At 70.0% G+C, this 12,026-nt stretch carries 9 protein-coding genes and 1 pseudogene; 5 read left to right on the top strand and 5 right to left on the bottom strand.

Features of this window, described 5'->3' with window-relative positions; all coding sequences use genetic code 11:
* Positions 1-17 precede the first annotated feature (17 nt).
* Together GE115_RS12420 and GE115_RS19270 are read left to right on the top strand one after the other, a co-directional pair.
* Positions 18-776 (top strand): IclR family transcriptional regulator, encoded by a 759-nt coding sequence (locus GE115_RS12420; RefSeq protein WP_172979889.1) that lies wholly within the window; start codon positions 18-20, stop codon positions 774-776.
* A 3-nt stretch (positions 777-779) separates the two neighbouring features.
* The gene (locus GE115_RS19270; RefSeq protein WP_153685111.1) at positions 780-1,544 is read left to right on the top strand and encodes an IclR family transcriptional regulator; all 765 of its coding nucleotides are present in this window, start codon (positions 780-782) and stop codon (positions 1,542-1,544) included.
* A 73-nt stretch (positions 1,545-1,617) separates the two neighbouring features.
* On the opposite strand, the gene dctP is transcribed toward GE115_RS19270, so the two are convergent.
* From dctP to GE115_RS19365, 5 genes and pseudogenes are all read right to left on the bottom strand, one after another.
* The gene (gene dctP / locus GE115_RS12410) at positions 1,618-2,673 is read right to left on the bottom strand and encodes a TRAP transporter substrate-binding protein DctP (RefSeq protein WP_153685110.1); all 1,056 of its coding nucleotides are present in this window, start codon (positions 2,671-2,673) and stop codon (positions 1,618-1,620) included.
* A gap of 142 nt (positions 2,674-2,815) precedes the next feature.
* Positions 2,816-4,096, bottom strand: coding sequence for a TRAP transporter large permease (locus GE115_RS12405; protein WP_153685109.1), 1,281 nt, complete (start codon positions 4,094-4,096; stop codon positions 2,816-2,818).
* 2 nt (positions 4,097-4,098) lie between these two features.
* The gene (locus GE115_RS12400) at positions 4,099-4,755 is read right to left on the bottom strand and encodes a TRAP transporter small permease (RefSeq protein ID WP_153685108.1); all 657 of its coding nucleotides are present in this window, start codon (positions 4,753-4,755) and stop codon (positions 4,099-4,101) included.
* Between the two features lie 207 nt (positions 4,756-4,962).
* Complete coding sequence (locus GE115_RS19265; RefSeq protein WP_153685107.1) at positions 4,963-7,074, bottom strand: outer membrane protein assembly factor BamB family protein; 2,112 nt, start codon at positions 7,072-7,074, stop codon at positions 4,963-4,965.
* A gap of 23 nt (positions 7,075-7,097) precedes the next feature.
* Positions 7,098-7,502 (bottom strand): annotated as a pseudogene (locus GE115_RS19365) (outer membrane protein assembly factor BamB family protein); the annotation flags it as partial.
* A gap of 404 nt (positions 7,503-7,906) precedes the next feature.
* Here GE115_RS19365 and GE115_RS18925 point away from each other — a divergent pair.
* Genes GE115_RS18925 through GE115_RS12375 form a run of 3 tightly spaced genes read left to right on the top strand, consistent with a single transcriptional unit; the run spans position 7,907 to position 12,008 of the window.
* Positions 7,907-9,352 carry an aldehyde dehydrogenase family protein gene (locus GE115_RS18925; protein ID WP_153685105.1) on the top strand — a complete coding sequence of 482 codons (1,446 nt, stop codon included), beginning with the start codon at positions 7,907-7,909 and terminating at the stop codon, positions 9,350-9,352.
* A complete protein-coding gene (locus GE115_RS18920) occupies positions 9,349-10,233 on the top strand; it encodes a citryl-CoA lyase (RefSeq protein ID WP_312855132.1) in 885 nt (294 codons plus the stop codon). Before GE115_RS18925 ends, GE115_RS18920 begins: the two co-directional genes overlap by 4 nt.
* Before the next feature lie 11 nt (positions 10,234-10,244).
* Positions 10,245-12,008: a thiamine pyrophosphate-binding protein gene (locus GE115_RS12375; RefSeq protein ID WP_153685104.1), complete on the top strand. Its 1,764-nt coding sequence runs from the start codon at positions 10,245-10,247 to the stop codon at positions 12,006-12,008.
* Positions 12,009-12,026 lie beyond the last annotated feature (18 nt).

Genomic DNA, 12,026 nt, shown 5'->3' with positions numbered 1-12,026 from the left:
CTGGGAGGGGATGCTCGATGACGAGTCTCGCCGAATGGAACACGAGCCCCGCGCCCTCGGGCGGGCCGGCCTCCGTGCTCGACCGCGTCGTCGCCATCCTCGACGCCGTCAAGGAGGGCGACGGCTCGACCACGATCACCGACCTCGCCGCGAAGAGCGGCCTGCCGAAGTCCACCGTCTCGCGCCTCGTCGCCGAGCTCACCGCCCAGCGCTACCTGGAGCGCACCGACGACGGCGTCGCGCTGGGCCTGCGGCTCTTCGAGCTCGGCGCGCGTGCCAGCCTGCCGCGCCGGTTGCTCGGGGCGGCAGCTCCCGTCATCCGCCAACTGCGGGAGGTCACCGGCGAGCGCGTCGGGCTCTGGGTGCAGCAGGGCGCCGACATGGTGTCGATCGCGGCCGTCCCGGGCCGGCTCCCGATGCTCCCGACGCGCGCGGGCATGCACTCGCCCGCGCTCACGACCGCCAGCGGCAAGGCCTTCCTCGCCTTCTGCGCCGACCAGCGCGTCGTCGACCGCATCAGTGCGCCGCTCGTCGACGAGGCCGCCGATCGGTTCCGCGACGAGCTCACGCACGTTCGCGCGTCGGTCGTCGCGATGGACCTGGAGGTCTCCTACCCCGGCATCCTCGCCGTCGCGAGCCCGGTCATCACGAGCGGCCGGGTCGTGCTCGGTGCGATCTCCATCGCCGGCCCCAGCGGTGCCATGGATCCCGACCGTGTGGCGCCACTGGTGCGCGCGGCGGGCACGTCCGTCAGTCGACGACTCGCGGCGGCCTGAGCCGTGCGCACCGCCGACTGGACCGATTCGGTCAGCGTGCTCGACCGGGTCACCGCCGTCTTCGAGGCCTTCGGCGAGCATGACGAGGGGCTCGGCGTCTCCGAACTGGCCCGGCGTGCGAACCTCCCGAAGTCGACCGTCTCGAGGATCGCGGCCGATCTCGTGACGCAGCGGTTCCTCGATCGCGACGGCGGCAAGCTCTACCTGGGCGTCCGCCTCTTCGAGCTCGCCCAGGGCGTGGAGCATCCGCGGCGGCTCCGCAGGGTCGCCCTGCCCGTGATGGCCGACCTGCGCGACGCGACCGGGCACACGGTGAGCCTCGCCATCCTCGAGGGCGCCGAGGTCGTCTGCATCGCGTTCGTGCGCGGCGCGGAGGCATCCACCCCGCCGGCGCGCATCGGCGGCCGTCTTCCGGCGGTCTCGACCGCACTCGGCACGGCGATCCTGGCGTTCTCGCCGCCCGAGGTCGTCGATCGCGTGGTCGAGCGAGCGCTCGAGCGGCGCACGTCGGCCCACCGGGTCGATGCACCCGCCCTCCGGCGCGAACTGGCCGAGGTGCGGCGTCTCGGGGTGGCCGCCGAGGCGGGGGAGGGCGTGCCCGGCCGGGCGTCCGCCGCGAGCCCGGTCCTCGGCCACTCGGGTGCGCCCATCGCCGCGATCGGCGTGTCGGGATCGGATTCGGACGGCTTCCGCGACCGGGTGGCGCCGGCCCTGCGCACCGCGGCGCTCACCCTGGGTCGTCGGATGACGGCCGAGGGCCTGCACTGACCGCACCGCGAAGGGGGTGGGTGCGCAGGCACCCACCCCCTTCGTCGGCGCCGGAGACGGCGCTGCGCCGGACTCAGCCGGCGGTCTCGCGGATGGCCTGGTACGCCGCGAGGTTCTCACCGGTGAAGTAGCCCTCGAAGAACTCCTCGGCCTGGCTGATGAAGGCATCCATGTCGATGTCCTCCTGCTCGACGACGGTGAATGCGTCGTTCGCGCGGTACTCGTCGAGGATCTCCTCGGTCGCCTCGTCGACGCAGTCGCGGTTCTCGGGCCGGATCTCGTGGATCGTCTCCTCGAGCAGTGCGGTCTGCTCCTCGCTCATCTTCTCGTACGTCTTGTCGCTGACGAGGATCCAGTGGATGCCGACGTTGTGGTCGTTGAGGATCGCGGTGTTCAGGACCTCGTCGTAGCTCGACGAGCGCGTCGCGACGATCGGGTTCTCCTGGCCCACCGCGATGCCCTGCTGGAGGGCCGTGTACACCTCCTCGACGGCGACCGAGACGGGGTTGGTCACGCCGAGCGCCTCCGCGTTCGCGAGGAAGATCGGCGAGTTCGGGAAGCGGATCGGCACGCCCTCCAGGTCATCGGGGCCGTGCACCTCGACGTCCTTGGTCGTGAAGGTGCGGTTGCCGAAGAACCAGCCGTCGACGATGTTGACGCCGGTGGCCTCGTGGAACCCGGTGAACAGCTCCTCCGAGCTCTCGTCGATCCACTGGAACGCGTGCTCGACGTCGTTGAACGCGTACGCGGCGTCGACGACGCCGATCGGCTCGTACGTGGCGCTGAGCGCGGATGCGCCCTGCAGGTCGATGTCGATGTCACCGGCCTGAACCTGCGGGAAACGGTCCGCGTCGGGTCCGAGCTGGCTCGCCGGGTAGAGCTCGACGGTGAAGCCGATGTCGGCGTCCTCGAGCCGCTGCTGCAGCAGTTCGACGCCGCAGAAGTAGTTCGGCGTCTGCTCGTTCTGGCTCGTCGCGACGGTGAGGGTGACGGGGTTGTTCTCCGAAGCGCCCGCATCGTCGGTCGCTTCGGGATCGCCGCCGCCGGCGCAGCCGGTGACGACGAGGGCGGATGCTGCGAGCACCGACGCGGCCATGAGGCCTCGGCGCGTCGAGCGGGCTGTGCTCATGGGACTCTCCTCTTGTTCTGTGCACGTCCTCGTGCAGGTCCGACTGTGACGGAGATCGACCGGTTCGCCTAGCGATGTCCCGTCGAGTGGAACGGGACGCGTGCGCTCGCGGAAGGCGCCTGGCGTGGCATCCGGAACACGGCTACATCAGGCCGAGCAGCGTCGGCAGGCTCGTCACGATCACGGGGAACAGCGTCAGGAGCAGCAGCACGACGCCGAGGGGGATGAGGAACGGCAGGATGCCGCGGAACAGCTCTCCCATCGGCCTTCGGGTGATGGAGCCGACGACGAACAGGACCGCGCCGACCGGTGGCGTCAGCGACCCGATCATGAGGTTCAGGATCATGATCACACCCAGCTGCACCGGGTCGATGCCGAACTGCGCGACGATCGGCATGAGGATGGGCACGAGCACCAGGATCACGGGCGGCGCCTCGAGCGGGATGCCCAGCAGGATCAGCAGGACGTTCAGCATCAGCAGGAACACGATCGGATTGTCGGTGAATCCCGTCAGCCACTCGCCCAGGTTGCGCGAGACCTGCTCGCGAGCGAGCACCTGTCCCATCAGGTTGGATGCCCCGAGGATGAGCAGGATGCCGGCCGAGATGACGACCGTCTCCTTGGCCGCGTTCCAGAACACGCGCCAGGTGAGCGTGCGGTAGATCGCGCCGAGGACCAGCATGTAGACCGCGGCGATGCCCGCGCTCTCGGTCGGGGTGAACCAGCCGCTGAAGATGCCGCCCAGGATGATGACCGGCAGCATCGCGGGCCCGATCACGCGGACGGCCGCCTTGCCGAGCATCGATCCGACGAACGGCTGCCGTTTCGCGACATCGGGGTGGCGTCGCACCCAGATGAATACGTAGGCGGCGAGCCCGAGTGCCATGAGCATGGCCGGGATGATCGAGCCCGCGAACAGGGCACCGGTCGAGATCGAGGCGGTCGCCGCGAAGAGCACGGCCGGGATGCTCGGCGGCATGACGGTGCTCATGAGCGAACCCGACGCGGTGAGGCCGGCCGAGAACCCGTAGGGATACCCCGCCTTGAGCATCTGCGGGATCTGCACCTTGCTCGTCGAGGCGGCATCGGCGAGTGCCGAACCGCTGATCCAGGAGAACCCGATGGCGGTGCCGAGGTTGACGTAGGCGAGGTTGCCCCGGAGGCGGGGCAGGGCCGCGCGCGCGAGGTCGTACAGGCGCGTCGCGATGCCGAGCTGGTTGGCGACGGTGCCGACGAAGATGAACAGGGGCACGGCGAGGAGCGGGAAGCTGTTGATGCCGTTCACGACGGACGAGATCGCGTAGCCCGCCGAGAGGTTGTGGCTGTAGAAGTACAGCATGCTCGCCGCGATCATCGAGAAGGCGACGGGCACGCGCAGCAGGAGCAGGACGACGAACAGCAGGATGTAGAGCCAGAGGTCCAAGGTCAGCCTTCCATCTCGCTGATGTCGAGCTTGCGCTCCGGTCGGTTCGCGTACGGGATCTTGAAGGCCGAGTGGATCGCCGCCGACAGGAAGCCGACGAGCGCGAACAGGTACAGGGTGCCGACCGGCACGTGCATCGCCGCGCTCAGCCGGCCCCACTCGGCATCGATCTTCACGTAGGCCTCGTACGCGAGGGCGAGGCTCGTGGCGACCATGATGACCGCGGAGACGACCCGCAGGACGACGAAGAGCCGTCGTCCGGCGAGCAGTTCGTCGAAGATCTCGAGCACGATGTGGCCGTTGCGACCGACGAGGTACCCGGTCGTGATGAAGGTCATCGCGATCATCGACATGAGGGCGACCTCGCCGGCGCCGACCCAGCCGATCGACGGGACGTACCGGCCGAGCACCTGGTACATGACGCCGAAGACGATGAGGGCGAAGAGGGCGATGCCGATCGTGATCTCGATGCGCGAGAGCACCCGGATGAACAGGGGGTCGGCGGGCACGCCCTTGTTCAGCTCGGGCCCCGAGTAGAACGTGTCGGTGTGCGGGAAGATCGAATCGCCGAGAGCGGCCTCAGAGGCCTTGCGAGTGGGCTGGTCGCGCTCGTCCGACCCGCCGTCCTCGGGCTCCTGCCCGGGTTCCCTGTCGGTCATGGCGTCACCGCCGCGGACTCAGCGTGCATGGTCAACCTCTCTGTTGATGCGGGGCTCGGGCGTGCTCGCGCACATCGCTGCCCCTGCGACTCTGGACTGCGATCGGGGGCGTGCAAAGTCGAGTCTCGCCGAATGGGACACGCGGCGCACGCACCGATCCGCCCCCGTCGCGCACGACGGAGGCGGATCGGCTGCGGGTCGGAACGGCTACTTGACGACGGTCACCGTCGCACTCGAGACGAGCTGCTCCTGGACTCCGTCGGGGTTCAGCACCTCCAAGCGCACGGTGAGGGTCGTCTCGCCCTCGGGCACGTTGTTGTCGACGTCCGCGGCGTCGAACCTGACGATGGCGCGGTTCTTGTTCGCCGTCACCTTGGATGCCTCGACGGGCGTCGCCGAGAGCGGGGCGAGCAGCACCGCGCCGCCGTCGTACCGGTACCCCGGCGGCAGCTCGAAGTGCGCCGAGACGGTGCCGTCGACGCCGGTGAACAGGCCCGTGTCCGAACCGAGTTCGAGCCGTGACGGCGTGAACCGGAGTGCGCCCGGTTGGTCCTGCGGCTCCAGGTAGACCTCGATCTTGCCCGTCGGCCGCGGGTCGGTGCAGTCGTTGAAGAAGTACTCGCCGGCACGGTCGAAGGTGTGCTCGTACGTCTCTCCCGGTTGCAGCTCGACGTTGAACTCGCCCTCGAAGAACTGCGTCGCGCAGTGCGGCTTCAGGTTGGGGAAGCCCGGGAACGTCTCGGCTCCGGGATTGCGGAAGGTCACCGTGGTGCCGACCGGCACGCGCAGGTGCGTGGGCTGCATCCCGTTCGTCGACACGCTGTCTCGCGCCGCCGCGGTGTCGGCGGTGCGACTGGATCGCGCGAGGAGCACCGTGTTGCCGACGGTCTCGCCCTCGACGGCCGCACCTCCGACCGGACGGCGGATCGACAGCGGCGCCGTGTCCGGCCCCTCCTGGCTGCCCGACTCCGTGGTGTACGTGCCGCCGAGCTTGAACGCCCAGAGCGAGTCGCCCTGCGTGACCGACCCGCCGTACGGGTTCGTCGACCCGGCCGCGAACACGGCCACGTACTGCTCGCCGTCGACCTCGTAGGTGACGGGAGCCGACGCGATCCCCGAGCCGGTCTGGAAGTCCCAGAGCACGTCGCCGTCCGTGGCATCCATCGCCAGCAGCTCACCGCCGATCTGGCCGACGAACAGCAGGTCGGACGCCGTGGTGAGCGGTCCCTGGCCGTGCGACATGTCCGTGCCGAGGTGGTTGGTCCACGCGACCTCGCCCGTCGAGGCGTCGTACGCGAGGATGCCGCCCGTCTGGTACTGGCCGATCGCCCGCAGCCCGTTCGCGGATGCGCCGTTGTAGTGCGCCACGGGGTTCGTGCCGTAGGGGAAGTACACGAGGTTCGTGCTGTGGCTGTACGAGTGGTTCGACCAGTCGCCGCCGCCGTTCTGGCTGGTGGTCGACAGGATCGGCACATCCCACTGCGGGTCGTACATGCAGCCCTCGCGGTGGCCCGAGGGGTGCCCGTCGGGGTAGGTGAGGAACGGCTCGTCGACGGCGACGTAGCTGTCCGGGTCGAACACGAGGTCACCCTCGGCGTCGGGCTGGTAGCCGTTGTAGTTCGGCACGCCGCGCCACGGATCGCCGGGGATGTTCGCCGGATCGAGCTTCTCCCAGACGAGGCACTCCGGCAGCAGCCGGGTCTCGGGGAACGGCTGGGTCGTCGCGTGGTTCTGCCGCGAGTCGGTGATCATGGCCTGGTCGACCACGGGCAGCACGGGCTGGCCGTTCGTGCGGTCGAGCACGAACTGGTGGCCCGACTTGCTGCCGTAGAACACGACCTTCCGCTCCTCGCCGCCGACCTCGATGTCGGCCAGGGTCGGCGGGTGCACGTTGTCCATGTCCCACACGTCGTGCCGGATGGACTGGTAGTGCCACTTGTAGTCGCCGGTCGCGGCGTCGACGGCGACCATCGTGCTCGAGAAGAGGTTGTCACCGGGCCGCAGCGACCCGTTCTGCGAGGAGGTGCAGCTGCGCGCGTTGCCGAAGGTCATGTAGTACATGCCGAGCTCGGGGTCCACGGCGCCGTGCATCCACGACGTCGCACCGCCCTCCTCGGCGCAGTCGGTGCCGTCGGGCAGCACCGGCCCCCACGTCGCCGACGCGTCGAACGTGACGCCGTCGACGCCCGTGAACTGCTGGCCGCGCTTGGGCCCGCCGAAGAAGTGCCAGAGGTAGGAGCCGTCGGTCGCATCGAGCGCGACCACGGCCCCGCGGTCGCCGTCGGCGGCGTGCGCGTACACGATGCCGTCGAAGTACACGGTCGCGACCTTGCCGACGCGCCCGAGGTCCTCGCCCTCGGGCCGGCGGGCTGCACTGCCCAGACCTCCTCGCCCGTCGCGGCGTCGAGGGCGACGACGTGGTTGTCGCCCGCGAGGGTGAAGATCCTGCCGTCGCCGGCCGAGACGCCGCGGCGCGTGCCGGAGAGGCCGTAGACGTCGTTCTCCCACTTCCAGATCGGCGCACCCGACGCCCCGTCCACCGCGATCACCCCGCCGCTCGGCGTGTCGAGGTAGATCACGCCGTCGACGACGATCGGGGTCGTCTGCTGGCCCGTGTCATCGGATGCCGGCGCGACCGCGGAGACGTGCGTCCGCCACACGGGCGCGAGCTCCGGCAGGTTCTCCTTCGTGATCTGCGTCAGTCCCGAATAGTGCTGGTTGCCGAGGTTGCCGCCGACGGTCGGCATGTCCGCCCCCGTCGGCTCGAGGCCGGTCAGGCCCGCGGGCGGGACCGGCTCGGCCGATCCCACCTGCCCGTATGCGGGCGACGCGGTCACGGAGAGCACCAGCAGTGCCCCGATCCCGGCGACGCCCAACCTCGTGGTCAGTCGTGTGCGCATCCCTATGACTCCTCGATCGTCGTTGATCCGGCGCCGGATGGACTCGCGCCCTCCCGGCGCTCGGACGCTAACCCCGCGGTGCGGAGCGGACAACCGCGCGGCCCACCGAGTGGTACAACCGCATCCGCCGGGAGGCGCGCGGCATCGTCTCGCCGGCACCGTTTCTGCCCAATGGGACACGCTTTGTCGGCGGTCGCGGCGTCTGCCTAGCATGCGGACAGTCGGCACCATCGCCCACGGACGGAGTTGTCATGGCCGCTTCAGCATCCAAACCCCTGTCGCCCGAACAGGAGGCGGAGCTCGATGACGTGTTCGCCCGCGCGCGAGCCGCGCTCGCCGTCATCGAGACGTACGACCAGGCCCGCGTCGACCGGTTGATCCGGGCCGTCGCCTGGGCGGTGGCGAACCGGTCGGCGTTCCACCGGCTGGTCGAGATGGGCATCGAGGAGTCCGGCCTCGGCGACTTCGGCAGCCGCATGAACAAGCGCATGAAGATCCGGGGCGTCCTGCGCGACGCGCTGCGCAGCCCGTCGGTCGGCGTGATCGAGGAGGACATCGAGAAGGGGCTCGTCAAGTACGGCAAGCCCGTCGGCGTCATCGGATGCGTCGTCCCCACGACCAATCCGGATCTCACGCCCGCGGGGAACGCGATCTACGCCATCAAGGCGCGCGACGTCGTGGTGTTCTCGCCGCACCCGCGGTCCAGGCGCACGACCCTCGAGACGGTCCGCCTCATGCGCGAGGCCCTCGAGGCGGAGGGCGCCCCGGCCGACATCCTGCAGTGCATCACGCTGCCGAGCCTCACGGCGAGCCAGGAGATCATGCGGCGCTCCGACCTCGTGATCGCCACGGGCGGCCAGGGGCTCGTGCGCGCGGCGTACAGCTCGGGAACGCCCGCGTACGGCGTGGGTGCGGGCAATGCGACCGAGTTCGTCGACGAGACCGCCGACCTCCGGGAGACGGCTCGCAACTGCATGCTCTCGAAGACCTCGGACTTCGGTTCGGGATGCTCCGCCGACGGCAACGTGATCGTGCCGGCGGCGAGGTACCGCGACATGCTCGACGCCCTGCAGGCGGAGGGCGGGTACCTCGCGACGGCCGACCAGCGCGCGGCGCTCCAGGCGGTGATGTGGGATGCCGACGGGCATCGCCTGCCGGACACCGTGGCGGTCTCGCCGCAGGCGCTCGCGGCCGCGGCGGGATTCGAGATCCCCGAGGCGAGCCGGTTCATCGTCGTCGAGGGCGACGGCATCGGCGAGGATCGCCAGTTCTGCAAGGAGAAGCTCACGACCCTCATGGCCGTGCACGCCTACGAGGGCGGCTTCGAGGACGGCGTCGAACTGGCCAAGCGGCTCTACGACATCGGCGGCAAGGGCCACTCGTGCGGCATCGCGTCGACCGACGACGCGCACATCGACTACTTCGCCCGGCACATGCCGGTGTCGCGCATCATGGTCCGCCAGCCGAACTCGAAGGCGAACGCCGGATCGTTCACGAACGGCATGCCGATGACCTCGTCGATGGGCTGCGGCACCTGGGGCGGCAACATCACCTCCGAGAACGTCTCGCTCAGGCACTACCTCAACACGACGTGGGTCTCGCGCATCATCGCCGAGGATCGCCCGTCCGACGAGGAGCTGTTCGGGGAGTTCTACGATGCGGCGCTCGAGTCGGCCGACGCCATGGCCGCGCCGTGAGCGCGCCGGCCGACCGCGGCGACGGGGCCGATCCGGTGACGGGCGAGCCCGCGCAGGACCTCGTCGACGAGGCGCGCGGATGGTGGCGCACCGACCTCATCGACATCAGCCCCGGCGAGATCGCGCTGCGTGGGTACCCCATCCAGGAGCTCATCGGCACCGTCGGCTTCGTCGATGCGATCTGGCTGATGCTCCGAGGCGAACTGCCTTCGCGCGCGGAGACCGAGCTGTTCGAGGCCGCACTCGTGGCATCCGTCGATCACGGCCCCCAGGCACCCTCCATCGCGATCGCCCGGATGGCGACGACCTGCGGGGTGCCGGTCAACGGTGCGATGGCGTCGGCGATCAACGTGCTCGGCGACGTGCACGGCGGGCCCGGCCAGCAGTGCATGGAGTTGTACCTCGAGATCGACGCCGAACTCGGCCGCTCGGACGAGGTCGGCGAGGCGACCGCCCTCGTCCTCCAGCGCCACCGCGACGCGGGCGTGCGGTACTTCCCCGGGTTCGGCCACCGGTTCCACCCGCTCGACCCGCGCACGCCGCGACTGCTCTCGCTCGTCGACGACGCGGCATCCGACGGCGTGATCGACGGCCGCTTCGCGGCGATCGGGCGTGCGGTCGAAGACGCGATCAGCGCCGGCCGCGCCGAGCGCATCCCCATGAACGTCGACGGCGTCACGGCGATCATCTACTGCGAACTCGGGCTGACCCCCGAGCTCGGGCGCGGCGTCTTCATCCTCGCGCGCTCGGTGGGCATCCTCGCCCACGCCGTCGAGCAGATGTCGCAGGGCGGCCGCATCAAGGGCCCGGTGCCCAAGCGCATCGGCTACACGTACACGGGGCCGGCACGCCGACCGGTCCCGCACGAACGCGAACCATGAAGGAGACCCACATGAAGGACCTGGTGTCCAACCAGATCGTCCGCTACCTGGAAGCCCGCGACGTCGAGGTCGTGTTCGGGTTGTGCGGGCACACGAACATCGCGCTGCTCGCCGCGCTCGAGCAGAGCGACCGCATCTCCTTCGTGAACGTGCGTCACGAGCAGATCGCGGCGCACGCGGCCGACGGGTACGCGCGTGCGGCCAAGCGCACGGGCGTCGTGTTGACCCACCTCGGCCCCGGCCTGACGAACGCCGCGACGGGCGTGGCGAACGCCGCGCTCGACTCGATCCCCATGGTCGTCATCGCGGGCGATGTGCCGACGCACTACTTCGGGAAGCATCCGCACCAGGAGATCAACCTCCACGCGGATGCCTCCCAGTACGAGATCTACCGGCCGTTCGTGAAGCGTGCGTGGCGCGTGGACCAGCCGCATCTCATCGCCGAGGTGCTCGACAAGGCGTTCGCGCTCGCTGAGAGCGGGCGCCCGGGTCCGGTGCTCGTCGACGTGCCGATGGACGTCTTCTCGGCGGAGATCGACGTCGAGCGGTTCGACCGCGCCATCGGCAACACGCGCTCGCTCGCGAAGCCCGGGCTCGACGAGGCGGTCGCCGAGCGCATCGTGCAGCACCTCCTCGATGCCGAGCGTCCCGTGCTCTACGTCGGCGGCGGCATCGTCGCCGCCGATGCGGCCGCCGAGCTCGCCGAGTTCGCCGGGCTCCTGTCGCTGCCGGTCGCCCACAGCCTCATGGGCAAGGGCGCCCTGCCCGACGACAGCCCCCTGGTGCTCGGCATGACGGGGTTCTGGGGCACGGCGTTCACCAACGACACGACGCGGCAGGCGGACTGGATCCTCGCATTGGGAACCCGGTTCGCGGAGGCCGACTCGAGCTCGTGGTACGCCGAGTACACCTTCGACATCCCGGCGACCCGGCTCATGCAGATCGACATCGACCCGGCCGAGCTCGGGCGCAACTACCCCCTCGAGATCGGCGCGCTGGCAGACCTCAAGTCGGCGCTGGCGACGCTCGTGCGCGTCGCCCGTCGCCTCGCCCCGGCGGGCGTGGCGCGCGACGACCTGCTCGCGCGGATCGCCGAGAACCGCGACACCGTGAAGCGGCGCAACGCCGAAGCCCAGGTGTCGGATGCCTGGCCGATGCGGCCCGAGCGGATCCTCTCCGAGACGCGCGAGGTGCTGCCGCCGGACGCGATCATCACGACCGACGTGGGCTGGAACAAGAACGGCGTCGGACAGCAGTTCGACATCCTCACCCCGGGCACCTTCCTCACCCCTGGCGGGTTCGCCACGATGGGTTTCGGTGCGCCCGCAGCCGTCGGGGCGAAGATCGCATGCCCCGATCGGGTCGTCGTCTCCCTCGTCGGCGACGGCGGATTCGGGCAGAACCCGGCGGTACTCGCCACCGCGCGCGAGCAGGACGTCGCGTGCGTCTGGGTCGTGATGAACAACAACGCGTTCGGCACGATCGCGGGGCTCGAGAAGGCCGCCTTCGACACCACCTACGGCACGGTGTTCGGCACCGCCGACGATCCCATGTACACCGACTTCGCGGCGATCGCGGAGGCGTACGGCGTCACCGGCATCAGGGTCGAGTCGGCGGCCGAGTTCAAGCCGGCGCTCGAGCGCGCCATCGCGCTCGGCAGGCCGGTCGTGATCGACGTGTCGATGGTCAACGTGCCGACCCCGACGGCGGGCCACTGGAACATCCTCGACATCTACTCGCCCGGCGAGGCGATCGAGCACGTCGCGACGCCCTGACGCACGCCCGGCGCCCGA

Origin of the sequence: Agromyces agglutinans (assembly GCF_009647605.1) — a bacterium.
Classification (GTDB): Bacteria; Actinomycetota; Actinomycetes; order Actinomycetales; family Microbacteriaceae; genus Agromyces; species Agromyces agglutinans.
This window is presented reverse-complemented; position numbering and strand designations above follow the sequence as displayed.

Bases quoted from the DNA above. Each gene is read 5' to 3' on its own strand.
- GE115_RS12420 (WP_172979889.1), top strand. From the start codon at position 18: ATGACGAGTCTCGCCGAATGGAACACGAGCCCCGCGCCCTCGGGCGGG.
- dctP (WP_153685110.1), bottom strand. From the start codon at position 2,673: ATGAGCACAGCCCGCTCGACGCGCCGAGGCCTCATGGCCGCGTCGGTG.
- GE115_RS12400 (WP_153685108.1), bottom strand. From the start codon at position 4,755: ATGACCGACAGGGAACCCGGGCAGGAGCCCGAGGACGGCGGGTCGGAC.
- GE115_RS18925 (WP_153685105.1), top strand. From the start codon at position 7,907: ATGGCCGCTTCAGCATCCAAACCCCTGTCGCCCGAACAGGAGGCGGAG.
- GE115_RS12375 (WP_153685104.1), top strand. From the start codon at position 10,245: ATGAAGGACCTGGTGTCCAACCAGATCGTCCGCTACCTGGAAGCCCGC.